Annotated in this window: 10 protein-coding genes; 7 read left to right on the top strand and 3 right to left on the bottom strand. The window is 65.7% G+C overall.

Translation table 11 applies throughout. From position 1 onward, the window contains the following. Window positions 1-47: 47 nt before the first annotated feature. The gene (locus ACTIAO_RS06215; RefSeq protein WP_441905406.1) at window positions 48-443 is read right to left on the bottom strand and encodes a YccF domain-containing protein; all 396 of its coding nucleotides are present in this window, start codon (window positions 441-443) and stop codon (window positions 48-50) included. A gap of 55 nt (window positions 444-498) precedes the next feature. On the opposite strand from ACTIAO_RS06215, the gene ACTIAO_RS06220 reads away from it, so the two are divergent. After that, window positions 499-2,967, top strand: a complete 2,469-nt coding sequence (locus tag ACTIAO_RS06220) for an ATP-dependent helicase (RefSeq protein ID WP_441905407.1) — start codon at window positions 499-501, stop codon at window positions 2,965-2,967. 5 nt (window positions 2,968-2,972) lie between these two features. Here ACTIAO_RS06220 and glsA read toward each other — a convergent pair whose 3' ends face one another. Further along, on the bottom strand, window positions 2,973-4,355 hold the full coding sequence (gene glsA / locus ACTIAO_RS06225; RefSeq protein ID WP_441905408.1) for a glutaminase A: 1,383 nt from the start codon (window positions 4,353-4,355) through the stop codon (window positions 2,973-2,975). Between the two features lie 37 nt (window positions 4,356-4,392). Between glsA and ACTIAO_RS06230 the strand changes: the two genes are divergently transcribed. The 6 genes from ACTIAO_RS06230 (at window position 4,393) to ACTIAO_RS06255 (ending at window position 18,631) form a co-directional block, all read left to right on the top strand. Continuing rightward, on the top strand, window positions 4,393-5,505 hold the full coding sequence (locus tag ACTIAO_RS06230) for an SseB family protein (RefSeq protein WP_441905409.1): 1,113 nt from the start codon (window positions 4,393-4,395) through the stop codon (window positions 5,503-5,505). Window positions 5,506-5,541: 36 nt separating this feature from the next. Next, window positions 5,542-6,615: a non-homologous end-joining DNA ligase gene (ligD, locus tag ACTIAO_RS06235; protein ID WP_441905410.1), complete on the top strand. Its 1,074-nt coding sequence runs from the start codon at window positions 5,542-5,544 to the stop codon at window positions 6,613-6,615. A gap of 24 nt (window positions 6,616-6,639) precedes the next feature. Continuing rightward, complete coding sequence (locus tag ACTIAO_RS06240) at window positions 6,640-7,662, top strand: LacI family DNA-binding transcriptional regulator (protein WP_441905411.1); 1,023 nt, start codon at window positions 6,640-6,642, stop codon at window positions 7,660-7,662. 235 nt (window positions 7,663-7,897) lie between these two features. Further along, the gene (locus ACTIAO_RS06245; protein ID WP_441905412.1) at window positions 7,898-10,780 is read left to right on the top strand and encodes a GH92 family glycosyl hydrolase; all 2,883 of its coding nucleotides are present in this window, start codon (window positions 7,898-7,900) and stop codon (window positions 10,778-10,780) included. A 250-nt stretch (window positions 10,781-11,030) separates the two neighbouring features. Beyond that, window positions 11,031-14,822 (top strand): GH92 family glycosyl hydrolase, encoded by a 3,792-nt coding sequence (locus ACTIAO_RS06250; RefSeq protein WP_441905413.1) that lies wholly within the window; start codon window positions 11,031-11,033, stop codon window positions 14,820-14,822. Between the two features lie 47 nt (window positions 14,823-14,869). Then, window positions 14,870-18,631 carry a GH92 family glycosyl hydrolase gene (locus ACTIAO_RS06255; protein ID WP_441905414.1) on the top strand — a complete coding sequence of 1,254 codons (3,762 nt, stop codon included), beginning with the start codon at window positions 14,870-14,872 and terminating at the stop codon, window positions 18,629-18,631. Window positions 18,632-19,091: 460 nt separating this feature from the next. Here ACTIAO_RS06255 and ACTIAO_RS06260 read toward each other — a convergent pair. After that, window positions 19,092-19,607, bottom strand: a 516-nt coding sequence (locus ACTIAO_RS06260) for an IS3 family transposase (protein ID WP_441905415.1), incomplete at its 5' end; no start/stop codon positions are given.

Here is a 19,607-nt window from a genome sequence, read left to right on the forward strand (position 1 = left end):
CGTGCATCGGAACCAGTGAAACTCTTCCCGCATGAGTGGCGGATGGGCTACTTCTTGTCGAAGGGGCCGCGGCGGGTGGAGACGACCTCTTTGCCGAGCGGCATGAGCGAGATTGGCACCATCTTGAAGTCGGCGATGGCCATCGGGATGCCGATGATCGTGATGCACAGCGCCAGTCCGGAGATGATGTGTCCGATCGCCAGCCACCAGCCGGCGAGGATGACCCAGATGATGTTCCCGAGGAAAGCGCCGACACCGGACTTCGGCCTGTCGATGACCTCGCGACCGAACGGCCAGAAGGCGAACCCGGCCAGGCGGAACGAGGCGATCGCCCACGGAATCGTCACGATCGGAATGCACAGCAGGATGCCGGCGACGACATAGCCGAGGAAGAGAGCCCACCCCGCGAGGATGACCCAGATGATGTTGAGGATCGTGCGCATGAGGGCATTCTGCCACGCGGCGAGTGTCTGCGGCCCGGCTTAGACTCAGAGGGCCATGACCGACGCGCCTCTCACTGACTCTCCCCAGATCGTTCCCTCCTCTGTAGGCCCGCGCTCTGCCGGGGCCGCGGACCAGGATGAGCTCCTCGCGGGCCTGAACCCGCAGCAGCTCGCCGCCGTGACGTATCGCGGCCCCGCGCTGCTGATCGTCGCCGGTGCCGGGTCCGGCAAGACGAGCGTGCTCACCCGCCGTATCGCGTCCCTACTGCGGGCGCGCGAGGCGTGGCCGAGCCAGATCCTCGCGATCACCTTCACCAACAAGGCCGCCGGAGAGATGCGCGAACGCGTCGGAGCGCTCGTGGGCGAAGCATCCCGTGGCATGTGGATCTCGACCTTCCACTCCGCGTGCGTGCGAATCCTGCGCCGCGAGGCCGACCAGTTCGGCTTCACGAAGTCGTTCACCATCTACGACTCCGGCGACTCCCGCGCGCTCATCAAGCGACTGGTCAAAGAGCACGAGGCCGACGCGTACGGGCTGACACCGGCATCCGTGCAGGGGCGCATCTCGAAGCTCAAGAACGAGCTGCAGGATTCTGAGTCCTACGCGCGCGATGCGAACATGAGCGATCCGTCCGAGCGGAAGTTCGTCGAGATCTTCGCCGACTACCAGCGTCAGCTGCGCAAGGCGAACGCCTTTGACTTCGACGACCTGATCGGCCAGACCGTCTACCTGTTCCGAGCCTTCCCGAAGGTTGCTGACACCTACCGGCGCCGGTTCCGACACATCCTCGTCGACGAGTACCAGGACACCAACCACGCGCAGTACTCACTCATCCACGAGCTCACTCGCCCGCCGACAGGATCAGGGAATGAGTTCGAGTCGAACGGCATGATGATCTTCGAGCCTTCGACAGGCTCAGACGCTGCCGAGCTCGACGGCGCCTCGCTCACGGTCGTCGGCGACTCGGACCAGTCGATCTATGCTTTCCGCGGTGCGGACATCCGCAATATCAGCGAGTTCGAGCGTGACTTCCCCGGCGCCAAGGTCATTCTGCTCGAGCAGAACTATCGCTCCACGCAGAACATCCTCTCGGCGGCCAACGCTGTGATCGGGCACAACTTCGACCGCAAGGACAAGAAGCTCTGGAGCGACCGCGGCGACGGCGACAAAATCGTCGGCTTCACCGGGTACTCGCAGCACGACGAGGCGCAGTTCGTCGCCGACGAGGTTGAGGCGCTGCACCGATCCGGCATGCCGTACTCCGAGATGGCGGTCTTCTACCGCACGAACTCGCAGTCGCGCGCGCTGGAGGAGATCTTCATCCGCTCCGCCGTCCCGTACAAGATCATGGGCGGCACCAAGTTCTACGACCGTGCCGAGATCAAAGACGCACTGGCGTACCTGGTCGCGGTGTCGAACCCCGCCGATGACATGGCCGTGCGCCGCATCCTGAACAAGCCGCGGCGCGGTATCGGCGAGGTCACCGAGACAGCGATCGCCCGTTTCGCGGAAGAGCACAGCATCTCGTTCCGCGATGCGCTGTCGGTTCCCGCCCAGCTGGGCGTCGGCCCGAAGATCCAGGCGGCGATCGGCCAGTTGGATGCCGCGCTGAAAGAAGCGTCGGCGCTGATGCTGCCGGCATCCGGCGAAGTGCCCCCGCCCACCGCGGTCGCCGACGGTCTCAGCCTGCTGCTCGCCAAGAGCGGCTATCTCGACACGCTGCGTGCCAGTCGTGACCCGCAGGACGAAGCACGCGTCGAGAACCTCGACGAGTTCGTCGCGGTCGCCCGCGACTTCGCACGCAACAACCCCGAGGGGACGATCGTCGATTTCCTCACGGAGGTCGCACTGGTCAGCGACGCAGACGATCTGGATGACGAGTCCGGCACCGTATCGCTGATGACCCTGCACACGGCCAAGGGGCTCGAGTTCGACGCCGTGTTCGTCACTGGTGTCGAAGAAGATCTCATTCCGCACCGCATCTCTGCCGGGGAACCCGGCGGCCCGCAGGAGGAGCGCCGGCTGTTCTACGTCGGCGTCACCCGTGCCCGCAAGCGCCTGCATCTCTCGCTCGCCATGACGCGCGCGCAGTTCGGCGAGGTGAACGTCGCGATGCCGAGCCGGTTCCTGCAGGAGATCCCGGCCGAGCTCGTCGATTGGCGCCAGTCACCGGGGGACGTGAATTCGCGCGGCGGGATGCAGTCTCGAGCGCTCAATGCACGGCGCGGTGGTTTCGGCGGGAGCGGTGGCGACCGGTTCGGCGTGAAGCCGTTGGCTCCGCGCGATGGGCTCAAGCCCCTGTCCACGGCGATGGACAAGTTCCCCAACAAGGTCACCGGTACGGTGCGCGACAACGGCGATCTTGAACTGGCCGCCGGCGATCGCATCCGTCATGTGGATTTCGGTGAGGGACGAGTGGATGCCGTGACCGGCGAGGGCGCGAAGCGCATCGCCCATGTGCGGTTCGACTCCGCCGGGCTAAAGAAGCTGCTGATCAAGATCGCCCCGATCGAGAAGCTCTGAGCCGCTCAGTCAGTCGGACTTGCGCCCGTCATGGCAGCGGCATCCCGCACCGCATCGTCGAAGCCGGCCGACTGCGATAGGCCAGCGACCCCGAGGCTGCGGCCCTGCGGGTCGCTCGCGATGACCCGCATACCGCGCGCCCGGCACCAGGTCGCAAGGGCAGCGAGCATCCAGACCGCGACGGACTGCAGCTGCGTCACCTCGGTCAGATCGAGAACGATCACGGCCGGAGTGTCCCGGTCGACCGGGCGGGCCTCCAGCCATGCGTCCAGGTCGAGCAGCAGCCGCTCGGCACCATCGAAGTCGATGTATCCGCGCAAACGCCACACGGCCAGGTCGTCGGCGTTCTCCTGCAGGATCTGGGTGGCGATGGCATCCTGCTCGGCTCCGAGGCCCGCTGCGAGCTCGTCGTTGGCCGCTGTCACTTCCGCAGCGGACAGCGTGAGCGGACGGTGGAGCACATGAAGGCCGAACCTCGTGGCCAGCCGCTGAGCCGCCATGACTCCGCGCACACTCGCGCCGCTCGCGTCGAGACGCGGGCTGAACAGGCCGAGTCCGAACTCACCGGGTGAACTCGCCACGAGCCCGCCGGCGACGCCCGACTTCGCGGGAAGGCCCGCGCGGAGCAGCCACTCGCCGGCGTAGTCGTACATTCCGCAGGTGGCCATGATCGTCATGACGTGCTGGCAGGTTTCGGCGCTCGTCACGCGCTGACCGGTCACGGGATTCACGCCGCCGTTGGCGAGTGTCGCACCCATCACGGCGATATCGCTCGCGGTGACGAACACGGAGCACTGACGGAAGTAGGTGTCCAGCGTCTCCGACACCGGCGCCGTCAGCGACCCTGCGCTGCGCATGAGGTAGGCGAGGGCGCGGTTGCGGTCGCCGGATTCCCGCTCAGAGGCGAACACCGCCTCGTCGACGCTGAGGTCGCGGCCGGCGAACGCGCTGAGCCGGGCGAGGATGCGGGCGAAGCGCTGCTCCGCGGAGTCTCCCTCGACGAGCGATGTCGTCACGATCGCACCAGCGTTGACCATCGGGTTCGGCGGTCGCCCGGTGCTGGCTTCGAGCTTGACCGAGTTGAACGCCTCGCCACTGGGCTCTGCGCCGACGCGCGCGTGCACCGCGTCGAGCCCGCAATCGTCGAGTGCGAGCGAGTACACGAATGGCTTCGACGCCGACTGGATCGTGAACTCCACACCGGTGTCGCCGCTCTCGTACACGCGGCCATTGAGTCCGCACAGGGCGATGCCGAACATTTCCGGATCGGCTCCGGCGAGCTGCGGAATGTAATCGGCGACCGTGCCGCGTTTATCGCTGACGAGCCGGTCGTGGACGATGTCGAGAAAGGACGTGACGATGTCAGAGAGTCTCTCGGGGGCGGCCATGCGCACCATCGTACGGGCCCAGGTTAGGCTGATCGATATGGCAATGTTCTCCCGTCGCAAAAAGACCGACGACGCGCCGTCCGAGTCACAGCCGATTCCGGCGGATGCTCCCGACGAGGCCCCCGAAGAGCAGCAGCCCAGCGAGCCGGTTCCTGAGATCGGGATCTCGGTGCAGGCATTCCGTGGTGTCGGCGCAGCTGCCGGCCCCGATGTGAAGCTCCCCGATCCGAATGAGCCTGCGCGTGCGGCTCGACCGGCTGCACCTCAGGCCCCGGCATCCGCTCCGCAGGAGGCACCGGCGGCACCGCCGCGCGTCCTCCCGTTGGCGCCAGCACTGCCGCCGGAGCCGACCGAGTCTGTTCCAGGGATGAAGGACAATGTTCTGCTGCGCGCAGCATTGGCCGAACTCGCCGAGGGTCCGACGAACGAGCAGCTCATCGGCGTGCTGCGTCAGATGATGCAGAACCACCTCTACCTGCGCGTGCATGGCGACGCCAGGGCACAGGTGGCCGAGGGAAAGCCGCTCTCGATCGCCGTGGTTCGCGATGGGGAACGCAGCTACATGCTCGCTTTCAGTTCCGCCGCAGCCGTGCGTGAATCCGTGCAGCGTGAGACCGACCCCACAGCGACATCGGCGATCGCCCAGCCTGTCACCGCAGTGCTGCAGCAGGCGGTCAGCGGGGACTTCGCAGGCCTCATCCTCGATAACGCATCGGGCGTGCACCGGGCGGTCTTCCCGATCGAAGTGCTCGCGAAGGCGCTGGAGCAGGCCGACGTCACTATGACGATCAAGATGCTGCTGGCCGCGCCGCGCGAGCAGGGCACCGCGCAAAAGGTCGGCGATGCGCTCGCGAAGACGAAGGTATGGGTGGCTGTCAACGACGGCGGGGGCAAAGGCGAGGTCGGCATTGCCGAGGCCCGCACTACTGACGGGCGACGCTTCCTGCAGGTGTTCTCCCACCCGCTCGAAGTCGTCGCTCTCGGTCGCGGGGACAAGCCACTGCCGTTCGAGCCGGACCAGCTCGCGAAGGTGCTCTCCAGCCATACCGGCATCTCCGGCGTGATCGTAGACTCGGCAGGACCCTCCCTCGTCGTGGAGCGCGAAGCGCTCGGTGCCGTTCTCGTGCGCGCGGTCAACGTCAGCGAATGACTACCGCGTGATGCTGCGCGCACGTAGGGTCAGAGGATGGCCAGCGAGCGCGTGACACTGACGGTCTCCGACCCCGATGGCGAGGCGGAGGTCGACCTGTCGAGTCCGAACAAGGTCATCTTCCCGGATGCCGGGATCACGAAGGTCGAGCTCGCCGAGTACGTGCAGACGGTCGCGGAGCCGTTTCTGAACGCCAACGGCGGGCGGCCGGTGTCGCTGGAGCGATTCCGCAATGGCGTCAGCCCTTCGACAGGCTCAGGGACCGCGGAGAGCTTCTTCTCGAAGAACCCACCCAAGGGCACGCCCGATTTCGTGGACGCGGTGAACGTCACGTACAACAGCGGGCGCCAGCATCCGCAGATCGTCCTGAACCGGCCGAGCGCGATCGTCTGGGCGGTGCAGATGAACACGATCGTGTTCCATCCGTGGGCGTCGCTCGCCTCCGACACCGACAATCCGGTCGAGCTGCGCATCGACCTCGACCCGCAGCCGGGCACGGACTTCGCGGATGCTGTCACCGCAGCCCATGGTCTGCGCGAGGTGCTGCGTGAGGCGAAGCTGGAGCCGTTCATCAAGACCAGCGGCAATCGCGGTCTGCATGTTTTCTGCCCGATCGTTCCGGAGTGTGAGTTCCTCGATGTGCGCCACGCCGTGATCGCGGCGGGCCGCGAGCTGGAGCGGCGGATGCCGAAGCAGGTGACAATGAACTGGTGGAAGGAAGAGCGCGGGGAGCGCATCTTCGTCGACTTCAATCAGGCGAACCGCGACCGCACGATGGCCGGCGCCTACAGTCCGCGAGCCCTGCCGACGGCGTCCGTGTCGACACCGGTCGAATGGGATGAGCTCGACGGTCTCGACCCGCAGAGTTTCACCGTACGCAGCATCCCGAAGCGCCTCGCCGATGTCGGTGATCCGTGGGCACGCATGCAGGATGCGCCGGGCCGCATCGACACTCTGCTCGGCTGGTGGGAACGCGATGTCGCCGACGGCCTCGGTGAGCTGTCGTTCCCGCCGGATTTTCCGAAGATGCCGGGGGAGCCGCCCCGCGTGCAGCCGAGCAAGCGCGTCGCCGAGAACTGGGACGAGGACGGCAACCGCATCGAGGGGTGAGGCCTCGGTGCTAGCATCCGACGAGTGAACCCATCTTCCGGGGCAGGCGCGGCCCGCATCGTCCCTGCGGCTCGTCCAACGCTCAAGGACGTCGCCCGCGTAGCGGGTGTCGGCGCTGGCACGGTTTCTCGGGTGCTCAACGACCAGAAGAAGGTCAGCGCTGAGAGCCGAGCACGTGTGCTCGCCGCGATCGAAGAGCTCGGGTATCGACCTGATGCGGCCGCGGGATCGCTCCGGCGGGGGACATCCGGGAGCATCGGCGTCTTGGTCGAAGATGTGGCAGACCCGTTCTATTCGCAACTGAACGGGTCGATCGAAGAGGCGCTCATCCCCCTCGACCTCACGCTGCTCACGGCCTCGTCCGCGCGCAGTCCCGAGCGGGCGATGCGTGTGCTGCAGGGGCTGGTCTCACGCCGCGTTGACGCCCTGATCGTGACGTTTCCAGAGGATGCCGATGAGACGTTCCTGGAGCGTGAACGCGCCGCCGGCACGGCCGTGGTGTTCGTCGATCGTCCGCCCCGCTTGATCGACGCAGACTCCGTCGTCACCAACAACCGCGGCGGAGCAAAGGGGGCCGTCGAACATCTCATCGCCCGAGGCCATTCACGGATCGCAGTGATCAACGATCGACACGGACTGTACACGGCCGATGAGCGTCTGGCCGGCTGGAAAGACGCGCACTACGCAGCCGGGCTGCCCGCCGACGAACGACTTGTGGTGCGCGGCACGCCGGACGGTCGAGCCATCGAAGACGCGCTTCGGTCGATGTGTGCGCTCTCGGATCCGCCGACGGCGGTGCTCAGTGGGAACAACCTCATTTCCGTCGCGGTGCTGCGCGCGATGCGCGCGCTCGGGCGGCAGCTCGAATATGTCGGCTTCGACGACTTCGAATTGGCCGACCTGCTCGATCCACCGCTCACGGTCGTGGCTCAGGATCCTCAGGCGATGGGGCGAGCAGCCGTCGAGCGGGTGGTGAGTCGCATGGCCGGGGATGACGGTCCAAGCACGATGCTCATGCTCGAGCCTCGTCTCGTCATTCGAGCCTGAGGCGCGCCGCTGGCACTTGTGCAAACGCTGAGAGTTCGTCTACGCTCACAAAAGTGGAATCGATTCCACTTTTCGCTGGACTAAGTAGTCCAGTCGGATTCCGTGTCGAGGAGGACCGATGTCGTTGAGCCCGCGCCCTATCATCAGCGTAGGAAGGCCCCGTTCTCGACGTTGGGTCGGCGTTGCGCTGGCCACAACAGTAGCGATCGGAATCGCTGGAGTTCCTGCTCCTGCGATGGCAGCGGATGCCACGGACTACGCGACGTTCGTGAATCCTTTCGTCGGCACCGAGAGCGAGGGCAACGCGTACCCCGGTGCGACTGTTCCGTTCGGCATGGTCCAGCTCAGTCCTGACAACGCGAGCAGCCATCAGTGGACGTCGTACTCCCACGATGCCGGTCGGGTCTGGGGGTTCAGCCATCGCCACGTCAACAGTGCCGGATGCCCCGCAGCTGGCGAACTGCTCGTCTCGCCGACGACGAGCTCGATTCCCCAGATGGGCCGGCAGTTCACCGACATCGCCGGCGACGAGACCGCAGAAGCGGGCTACTACGGCGTCTCACTGACCAACGGTGTCCACGCCGAGCTCACCGCGACCGAGCGCGTCGGCGTGCATCGCTACACGTTCCCGGCGACCGAGACGGCGAACATCTCCTTCAATGTCGGCGAGACGCTCGCCGACTCTGGCTCGAGCGGGGTCGAGTGGGTCGATGACCGCACGCTGGAAGGCTGGGTGGAGAACGCTGGGTTCTGCGGAGGCACGAACCGCAGCGAATACCTCTACTTCAGTGCATCCTTCGATCGCGCGCCCACGGCGAAGGGCTTGTGGACCAATGATCAGAACTACACGCCGGGGTGGCAGGAGAATCACGTCGGTGACGGCCACAATGGTGCGGCCGCGACCTTCGATACCACCGAGGACACCACCATCGAGGTCAGCGTCGGCGTCTCCTTCGTCTCCACCGAGGGCGCTCGCCTGAACCGCATGACCGAGGTGGAGGAGCCCGGCGCGACGTTCGATGAGGTTCACGCCGAGGCGAAGGCCGCCTGGAACGACGTTCTCGGACGCGCCGATATCACGGCATCCGACCCTGCGAAGGATCAGTTCTACACGCAGCTCTACAAGGCGATGCTCTCGCCGACGATCGGCAGCGACGTCGACGGGCGCTACCGAGGAATGGACGGCGAGGTTCATACCGCCGACGGCTGGACCTATCACCAGACTTTCTCCCTCTGGGACACTTATCGCACCCAGGCGACCCTCCACGGGCTGATCGTGCCCGAGATCGCCGGAGACATCGTGCGATCGATGTATCAGCATCGCGTCGAAGGCGGCTGGCTTCCGCGCTGGTCCCTCGGATCTCTCGAGACGAACATCATGGCGGGCGACCCGGTCTCGGCCTGGGTCGCAGAGAACTTCACGCTGGGCACAGTGCCGGATGACATCGCCGACGAACTCTGGGATGTACTCATCGAGAATGCGACCACCGCACCACCCGAGAACGTCGCCTCCGTCGGCCGACAGAGTGCCGAGTTCTATCTGGAGAACGGGCACATCCCGTACCACTCCGAGAACGCTCCCGGTCTCGGGCAGCAGTACGAGGAGTATCGCCACGGCGGTTCGGCCACGATGGAATTCGCTCAGTCGGATGCCGCCATCGGCGCCGCCGCGCAGCGCCTGGGCAAGAATGACGTGGCACAGGGGTTCCTCGAGCGCGGACAAAGCTGGCGGAATCTCTGGAACCCTGATGTCCAGCTCTCCGGTGGCTTCCAGGGCATTGTCAACGCTGTGACCGAAGACGGTGAGTTCGTGGCCGTCGACGAGCACGAGAGCGTTCAGGAGTCGGGCTTCCATGAAGGTACCCAGTGGCAGTACCAGTGGATGGCGAACCAGGACTACGCCGGTCTGCAGAAGGTCATGGGTGGCACTGATTCGTTCCTCGACCGGCTTGACTTCTATTTCGATATGCCGTCTCTGCTGGCCGAGCCGGGTACCTCGCCTTCGCACTGGGCATCCGGAGGCAGCGACTACTACTCGAGCATCGGGTACAACCCCGGCAACGAGCCCACCCTCATGAACCCGTGGCTGTACAGCTCTGCAGGTGAGCCGGCACACGTGAATGACGTGCTCGCGGCGAACCTCAACCGGTTCCCGAACACGCCGGGTGGGGGCGTCGGCAACGATGATCTGGGCACCCTCGCCTCCTGGTACGTGATGGCGACGCTCGGGGTGCAGCCGGTGGCATCCGGTTCCGGCATGCTGGCGTTGAACTCGCCCCGTGTTCAGGCGGCAAGGCTACAGCTGGGAGAGGACGGCCCGACTCTGGAGATCACTGCTGCTGGAGCGCAGGAGAACCTGCCGATCTACATCTCCGGCGTGACTATCGACGGTGAAGCGCACTCCCAGACCTGGATGGACGTCGAAGACTTCCAGGACGGCGGCACGATCGACTTCGTGCTCACCGACGATGCCGCATCGACGGGTTGGGGCACGGCCGAAGCGGACTGGCTGCCGAGCGTGGCAGATCCGGAACGGCTGGAGCCGGTGCTGGATGCCGCATCCGATGCTGCCTTCATCGCAGGGGAGCGCAGTACGCAGACGATCGCCACAGTGGCTCTGCCGGAATCCGACGACACGGTTGGGATGGCGGTGGTTGCGCTTGCCGCAGCAGAGCCGGGCGCAGCGCCGCTGTCGGCATCCATCGACCTCGACGGAACGACGCAGGATCTCGTCGTGGTTCCGGATGGGGAAGCCTGGGCACTGACTCTGGACGCCAGCTTCCCCACTGCTGGTGAAATCTCCGGCACCATCACGATCCGCTCGACGGCCACGACTCCGAAGTTCGCGCCGGAGGTCTTCACCGCGCAGTCTGCTGATGTGACGCTGACAGTCGATGCCGATGCATCGATCGACCCGACCGACCCGACGGGGCCGACTGATCCGACCGACCCCGGTGCGGGCGACGGTGCGGGGACGACACCGAACCACGATGATGCGTCAGCGGACGGTTCACTCGCGGTGACGGGAGCCGCGGCGCCGTTCATCGCGATGCTCCTCGCACTCGGTCTGCTCGTTGCTGGAAGCGTCGTCGTCGCGCTGCGTCGACGGCACACCTGAGACAGACCGCCCTACCCGCCGAGAGGTGCAGAGCTCAGAGGATGAGAGCACTGCACCCTCGGCGAGTTCAGCAGAATAGACGTCGTTCACCTTTCTGTCTCCTCCTCCGTCACAGTGATTGACAACGCTGTCATACATCTGTGAAGCTCTTCACGCGGCACGGCGAAGTGCCGACTACAACGACGTGGCAATGAGGAATCTCATGCAGATCAAGAATCCGGATCATCGCTCATCAACGAGGCGCCGAGGCGTGGTGCGTGCGACTCTCGCCGCTGTCGCCGCAGTGGCCGTCAGCATCCCGGCGCTGGCGCTGTCTCCTGCCGTCGCCGCGGCAGCGCCGGCCGAAGAGTCCCTCACCGCTCTTGTGAATCCGTTCATCGGAACGCAGGACGACGGCAACACCTACCCGGGAGCGAGCGTGCCGTTCGGCATGGTGCAGTTCTCGCCGGACAACGGCCACAACGTCGGATACGACTACGGCAACTCCCAGATCCGAGGATTCTCCCTGGTGCACCTCTCCGGAGTTGGCTGCGGACTGGGCGGGCTGCTGCCGGTACTGCCAATCACCGGCATCCCGTCGTCGACGCAGTATCAGGACTACGCACTCGGCTACAGTCACGACGACGAAGAGGCCGCCCCCGGGTACTACCGCGTCGGACTGCAGGCGTCCGCAGGGACCATCAATGCCGAGCTGACGGCCACCGAGCACACCGCAGTGCAGCGTTACACGTTCCCCGAGACATCCGAGGCGACGGTGATGGTCAATGCCGGTCAGGCGCTGAACTCGGTCACGTCGTCATCGGTGAGAATCGTGGACGCACGCACCGTCGAGACGACGATCACCTCGCGCGGCTTCTGCCAGGACACGCAGCCGTTCACCGTGCACACCCGCACGACCTTCGATCGAGACATCGCCTCGGCCGGCACCTGGAACGGCGAGGGGGTCTCAGCTGGCGCAACCGCCGTCGAAGGCGAGCGCACCGGCGCATATGTCACGTTTGATGCGACGAGCGACCGTGATGTCGAAGCGGTCACCGCGCTCAGCTACGTCGATGCCGAAGGCGCGGACGCGAATTACAACGCCGAGGCGATGAGCTTCGATGAGGCGCACGGGGCCGCAGACGCCCTCTGGCAGGAGCGCCTCTCCTCGGTGAAGGTTCCGACCTCCGACCTTAACGAGGCGCGCGTCTTCTACTCATCGCTTTATCGCAGCTTCCTCGCCCCCAACACCGGCACCGATGTCGATGGCCGCTATCGCGGATGGGACACCGAGGTGCACCACGCCGATGGGTTCACCTACTACCAGAACTTCTCGCTGTGGGACACGTATCGGACGCAACAGCAGCTGTTGTATCTGCTCGCCCCGACGGAGTCGCGCGACATGGCGATCTCGGTGGTCGAGGCCGGCGAGCAGCTCGGCTGGCTGCCGCGCTGGGGCTACGGCCCGGTCGAGACGAACATCATGACCGGAGACCCGGGCACAGCCTTCCTCGTCAGCGCCTGGAATCAGGGCCTTCTGGAGGGGTATGAAGAACGGGCATACGCAGTGCTCGCGCACAACGCCGACAACACTCCGGATGCCGATTCGGTCGCCAACGGCCGCGCGGGAAACCCGGTATATCTCGCAGACGGGTACGTACCGCACGAGCCCGGCGAGAGCGGGCGTCCCGGTGATTACGATCTGCACCATGGTGGATCTGCGACCCTCGAGTACGCGCTCTCCGATGCGCTGCTGTCCACGATGGCCGCGGGCCTCGGGCACGACGAGGATGCCGTCCGCTACGCGGCGCGCGGTGAGAACTATCGGGCGATATTCGACGAGACGACCGGCAGCTTCCGCGCACGTGATCGCTCCGGGTTCTTCGTAGGTGACCCCGATCCGTCCCAGGCCACAGGCTTTCACGAAGGAACCGCGGTGCAGTACCAGTGGCTCGTGCAGCAGGATGTACCGGGACTGATCGACCTGCTCGGCGGCACGGATGCCACCCAGCAGCGACTCGACGAATTCTTCGCGTACGACCAGCTGCAGAACGACCCGGCTGGCACTGCCAGCGATGTCTGGGTGAACGGCACTTACTCGTACTACGGGCAGCACACCTATAACCCCAACAACGAGCCCGATCTGCACGCGCCGTACCTGTACCAGTGGACCGGCCAGCCGTGGAAGACGACCGATGTCGTCCGCGCGGCGCTGACGCTCTTCACCGATGGGCCCACGGGCGTCACCGGAAACGACGACCTCGGCACGATGTCAGCCTGGTACGTCCTCTCCGCGATCGGTGCGTACCCGATCGTGCCGGGAACGGATGTCTGGGGCCTGTCGACGCCTGCCTTCGAGAGCGTGGACATCACGCTCGACGCCGATTGGTTCGGTACGGACTCGCTCGAGATCCGCGCACCCGGTCTCACCGATGAGAACCGCTATACCCAGTCGGTGACGGCATCGAGCACAGTGGGCGCTGTGTCGGACAGTTATCTCACCGGTGCTGACCTCATTGGTGCGGGGACCCTGACGTTCGAGGTTGGCTCCGCTCCCTCCGACTGGGCTACTGCGGCAGGATCGGCACCGGGTGCGATCGTGTCGGCAGGAGAGGTGCCCAGCCGCTTGAAGGCGCGGTTGTCGCCCGCGCATGTGTTCGCTGAAGCGGGCGGAACGGCGACGGTCTCCGTCGACGTTCTCGCACAGGCGGCGAACGACGCGGCGGGCAGCATCCATCTTGAAAGCACCGGTGAAGTCTCGGCATCCATCGGCGACGTCGACTGGTCGCTCTCTTCGCAGGGCCTGCCGGTAGGGGAGCAGATCCCGGTGACGCTCGCCGTCCGGGCCGGTGTTGTGGCAGGCACGTACCCCGTCGCGGTGCGGGTGACTGACGAAGCCGGCAACTCCGTCGGTCTGGAGACGACGGTCACTGTCGGTGATGCATCCTGGTTGGCTGCGCAGTTCGACAACGTCGGCATCGGTGACGCCCGCGCGGGCAATGCCGACTTCGATGGACTCGGTTATTACCTCTTGCGCGACGCGCTTGCCGATCTCGGGTTCGTCCAGGGCGCGGCTGGCGTCGTACCCGGTACGGCGTCGACCTTCGTCGTGCCGGCCGCTGAAGCTGGAACGCCGGACAACATGCGTTCGAACGGTCAGACTCTCGAGATTCCGGAGGCTTTCCGCCAGTCGACCTCGCTGAACCTCATCGGCGCGACCAACAACGGCTCACCTCACGGAGGTGGCGCGATGCAGCTGCATTTCACCGACGGCACTTCGTCAGAAGCACAGGTCGAACTCAGCGACTGGTGCACAGGCGACCCGGCAGCGGGCAACGTCATCGTCGCCAAGTCCGGCCAGCGCGGAGATAACACGAACGATGCGCAAAACATCGGATGCGGACTCTATGCAACCGCGCCGGTCACTGTGCCCGAGGGTCGACTTCTGCAGTCGATCACCCTTCCGCAGGCCCCGAACATGCACGTCTTCACGGTGGCATTCGAGACGCCCAACCCGGTGACTCCGGTGCTCTCCAACAACGTCTCGACGACCGAGCCCGTTATCGGTGACGCCGTCGTGATCACGGTGTACTCCGACCCCGCGACGGCGGAGGGCGAGATCGTGCTCACACCCGTCGGCGGTTCTGCAGCAGCGCGGGCCTCCGACGACGATACCGTCCGTTCCCCGCTGGTCGAGGGTGAGGCCGAGCTCTCGGTGATCGCGACCGAGGGCGCCGCGACGTACCGTGTGGACTTCGTCCCGACGGACGGTACGCGGTTCTCGCCGACGAGCCTCGCCGACGAAATCATCGTGCAGGGCGTACCCGGCGACAATGCGGGCCCCGGCGACGGTTCCGGTACTGGCGAGGGGGCAGGCCCCGGTGACGGCTCAGGCCCTGGCGAGGGTTCGGGCGGAAACACCGATCCGGGCGAGAGCACGGACGGCGGTGACCTCGCCGCCACCGGCGGCACCGTCTCGTTTGCCCTGGTCGTCGCCGCCCTGGTCGCGCTCGCCGCCGGCATCGCACTGCGCGTTCGGCGCCGAGCCACTCGCATCCAATGAACATGATCCCGATGAATCCCATCCGAACCGATAACCGAGGTCTTCCGATGTCCCGTCCCGTCATCCTCCGAAATCGACGTCCGCTGCGCTCTCGCATCGCCGCAGGTGCCATCGCCGTCGCACTCGCCGTCGGTGGTGCCGCCGGCGCCGCCGCGCCCGCAACGGCTGCCGATGACCCCGATTGGGTCACCGACCCCGCGAGCCACGTCGACACGTTAAACGGCACGGGCAATGGTGGCGCCGTGGTGGGTTCGATCAACAACTTCCCCGGTCCCGCAGTGCCGTTCGGCATGGTGCAGTTCTCGCCCGATACGACCTCGACCTACGCCGGATATCAGTACCACAACGACCAGATGACGGGGTTCAGCATGAACCACGCATCGGCCGGATGCTACGTGTTCGGAGACATCCCGATCCTTCCCGCGACCGGCGACATCGGCTCAGAGCCGTGGTCCGCGACCCAGCGCTACACGCACGATGACGAGATCGGTAAGGCCGGCTACTACGCGGTGAGCTTCCCCGATTCCGGCATCCGCAGCGAACTCACCGCGACTGATCGCGTCGGTGTCAGCCGCATCACCTACCCAGCGGGCACGCCCGCCCAGTTCATGGTGCGTCCCGGCGGCTCCCTCAACGGCAACAGCGCCGCAGACCTGCAGGTCGTGGACTCCCGCACCGTGACAGGGTCGGCGACAACCGGAGACTTCTGCGGCAAGGGCAACACGTACAAGATCTACTTCCAGCTGAGCTTCGATCAGGACTTCACCGACCATGGCACATGGGATGGCCAGTCGGTGCAAGCGGGAGCGGATAGCGCATCATCCAGCAACGCGGGCGCGTACTTCACCTTCCCCGAGGGGAGCACGGTGCAGACGAAGCTCGCGGTGTCGTACGTCTCGATCGAGGGTGCCGCAGCCAACATGGCCGCCGAGACGCCAGGATGGGGTTTCGACGGCGTGCGCGCCGCCGGTGAGCAGCGGTGGAATGACGCACTGTCGCGTGTACAGATCTCGCAAGGATCGGATGCCGACATCGAGACGTTCTACACGTCGCTGTATCGGTCATTGCTGCACCCGAACGTGTTCAATGACGCCGACGGCCGCTACATCGGCTTCGACGGCGAGATCCACACGGTTGAAGACGGGCGCACCCAGTACGCGAACTTCTCGGACTGGGACACCTACCGAACCCTCATTCCGCTGCAGACGCTGCTGTTCCCCGATGTTGCCTCAGACATGGCGCAGTCGCTGGTGATCGACGCCGAGCAGTCGGGATCGCTTCCGCGTTGGCCGGTCGCGAACTCAGCCACCGGGCAGATGACCGGCGACAGCGTGAGCGCTGTGCTGGCTCAGATCCATGCGTTCGGCGGCACCGACTTCGATGCGGACGCCGCACTGGACTACATGGTGGCCGCAGCCGACAACGGCGGAGCGGGTCTGGATGGCTACGTGCAGCGACCTGGTGCGGAGATCTACGAGGATCGCGGATACGCGCCGCAGGTCGAGGCCTTCCGCGGCGATCATCAGATCGTCGGCGGATCGATCACCCTCGAGTGGTCGGTAGACGACTTCGCCATCGGGCGGATGGCCGCAGCGCTCGGCCGAGACGACATCGCCGAGCGGTTCCAGACGCGCTCCAACAACTGGCAGAACATCTTCGATCCAGCGCAGAACGCAATCGCTGCCCGCGCCGACAACGGCACGTTCCTCGACGCCTCGGACCTCGGATCCGGCTTCGGACAGCCTGGGTTCGATGAGGGCAACGCCGAGCAGTACCTGTGGATGATTCCGCAGAACGTCGGCGGACTCGCATCCGCTCTGGGTGGTCGCGACGCGACGGCCGCACGTCTCGACACCTTCATGACGAAGCTCAACTCCGGCGCGAATGAGCCGTATCTCTGGGCGGGGAACGAGCCGAATTTCCTCGTTCCGTGGATCTACAACTACCTGGGCAAGCCGTCGAAGACGCAGGCGGCCGTCGACCGCATCCGCACGTCGCTTTTCACGGCCGAGCCCGACGGTGCGCCCGGCAATGACGACCTCGGCGCCATGTCAAGCTGGTACGTATGGGCGGCGATGGGCATCGTCCCTGCGACCCCCGGTACGTCGCTGCTCACCGTCAACACACCGACATTCGATCACGTGCGCATCGCGCTCGCTGGCGACACGTCGCTCTCGATCAACGCTCCCGGTGCGACCAACGGCGAGCGTTACATCGACGGACTCAGCGTCGATGGTGCGGCATCCGACAGCACCGGCCTCGCGGAGACGCTCCTGAGCACCGGCGGCGTCGTGGACATGACGCTGCATGCGGATGCCGATTCGACATGGGCGACGGATGCTTCGGCAGCTCCGGCATCCTTCGGCGAGGGCGGAACAGGGTTCGCGCTATCAACGAGCCCCGCAGTGGTCGATGTCGTCACCGGTGAGAACGCGACGGCGGAGGTCATCGCGCGCGCTTTCGATCCCGCCATCGAGCGGATCGATATCGCACCTTCGTCGGACGACGCCGGCATCACAGTGGATGGGTCATCCATCGAGGTGCACACGGATGGCACCTCGAAAGCACCTCTGACGATCACGGTCGCCGCCGACGTCGCCGATGGGTTCTACCCGATCACGGTCACCGCGACCGCGGACGGATATGAGCGCACGCAGACCCTCACCGTCCGCGTGGCGAGCGAGGGCGGCTTCTCTCGGTCGATGAGTCTGATCGGCACCGCGACGATCGATACTCGCGGTGGTGCGAACTTCGACAACGCCGGCAACAGCTACGCACGTGAGGAGCTCGCCAAGGTGTCCCTGGCGCCAGGGAGTGCATTCACGGTCGGCGACCTGAACGCGACGTGGCCGGCAAGCCCCGCCGGATTCGCTGACACCGTGCAGCCCGACGGGCAGACGATCCTCGTGCCGAACAGTCCGACGTCGCTCGCTTTCGTGGGAGCTGCGCGCGACGGGGGTGCGCGGTCGCAGGCCACCGTCAACTTCGACGACGGTTCGACGGCGACCGTTCCGCTCGAACTGGGCGACTGGGTGATCCCCTCCTCGAATGAGGAGCCCGTCTACGACAACTCCATCGTCGCGAAGATGCCGATGCGCTACGCGACGACAGACCTTCAGGGCGCATTCGTGTATGCCACGGCACCGTATGTCGCTCCGGAGGGCCGCACGATCGTGAGCGTCACATTGCCGAGCGGTGGAGATGCGGAGCGGCTGCGCCTGTTCGCGATCGCGGACAACGGCGTCGCACCGAGCCCGGTAGAAACAACGGTCGAGGTGACGCTGTCAGCCGACAGCGTGGTCGACGGTGGATCGGTGACGGCCACAGTCACCGTCAGCCCCGAGACCGAAGGATGGGTAGTGATCGAGGAGGAAGGTGCGGGGCAGGATCAGGTGCAGGCACGTGCGGTAGCCCCGGACGGCGGCGTCGCGTTGGTCGGCGGAACTGCAGATGTCGAACTCTCGCCGACCGGCGAGGGCAGGCACGCCTACGTCGCGACGTTCGTACCCGCGTCGCCCGACGACGCAGAGGCGTCCGAGACGACGTTCGAGGTGACGGTGGTTGCCGATCCGGGACCTGGCACCGACCCGGGACCCGGCACCGACCCGGGACCCGGCACCGACCCGAGACCCGGCACCGACCCCGGGGCCGGGAACGGCGCTGACCCGGGCGCCGCAGCCGGCGGCACGACCGGTGGCATACTCAGCGAGACGGGCACGCCGGGGGCTACCTGGGCGTTCGTGGCACTCGCTGCGCTGGCTGCGATCGCCGTATCGGTTCGGCTCATCCGTCGGCGTTCGCACGGCTGATGGCAGAAGCAACTGCTCGGCGAACCGAAACCTTCGGCCGTTCGATTCTCATCGCGAAATCGAGGCGACGTTCTTATCGGGCGTCGAGCACCGCAGCCCGGTTTCCCGGAGGAGCCCAATGAAGAGCCAATCGTTTCGTCCTGACCCGAGGAGCCAGATGGTTCCCCCTGCCCCTTCGCGCTCGATCGTTCGTGTGATCGCTATCTGTGCGACCTCCGCCCTTCTCACCGCGGGGTCTGTCGGTGCATCCGCCGATTCGGCGCTCCCTTCCTCCGTCAGGTGACGTCCCCTGGGCTGGTGTAGTTTCCCGGGTTCTGAGCGTCGAACTATCGACGTGAGGAGCCATCGTGGGATGGTCAGTGAGAACCGATCAAAGCTACTCACGAAGGACACAAACCACGATGGCTCTAGACCAGTCTGCCCTGCTTGGCAATGCTGAGCCTTTGGTTGACTCGTTTCCTTATCCCGCCAGACAGGCGGGGGTTTTCATGATGGTCTCGAACTCGATGGGCGTCAACTTCCCGAGTTTTCGTTGACGGCGACGCCGGTGGTAGCGGGCTTCGATCCAGTACACGATCGCGAGGCGGAGGTCCTCGCGGGTGGCCCAAGCGTTCTGGTTCAAGACGTTCTTCTGCAACAGGCTGAACCAATTCTCCATGGCGGCGTTGTCCGCGCACGCCCCTACTCTTCCCATGGATCCACGGAGCTTGTGGCGACGCAGCGCACGCCGGAATCGTCGGCTTCGAAATTGGCTACCTCGGTCTGAATGCACGATGACTCCGGCCGGGTTCCCGCGGCGTCCGACGGCGTCCTCGAGCGCGTTGACGGCCAGTCCGGCCTTCATCCGGTCGCTGATCGAGTAGCCCACGATGCGGTTGCTGAACACGTCCTTGACCGCGCAGAGATACACCTTGCCGCCGCTGGTCCGGTGCTCGGTGTAGGGTCGGCCAGCAGCGCCCTGCCAGTCTTTGAACTG

Source organism: Microbacterium sp. (genome assembly GCF_052099035.1).
In the GTDB taxonomy this organism is placed as follows: domain Bacteria; phylum Actinomycetota; class Actinomycetes; order Actinomycetales; family Microbacteriaceae; genus Microbacterium.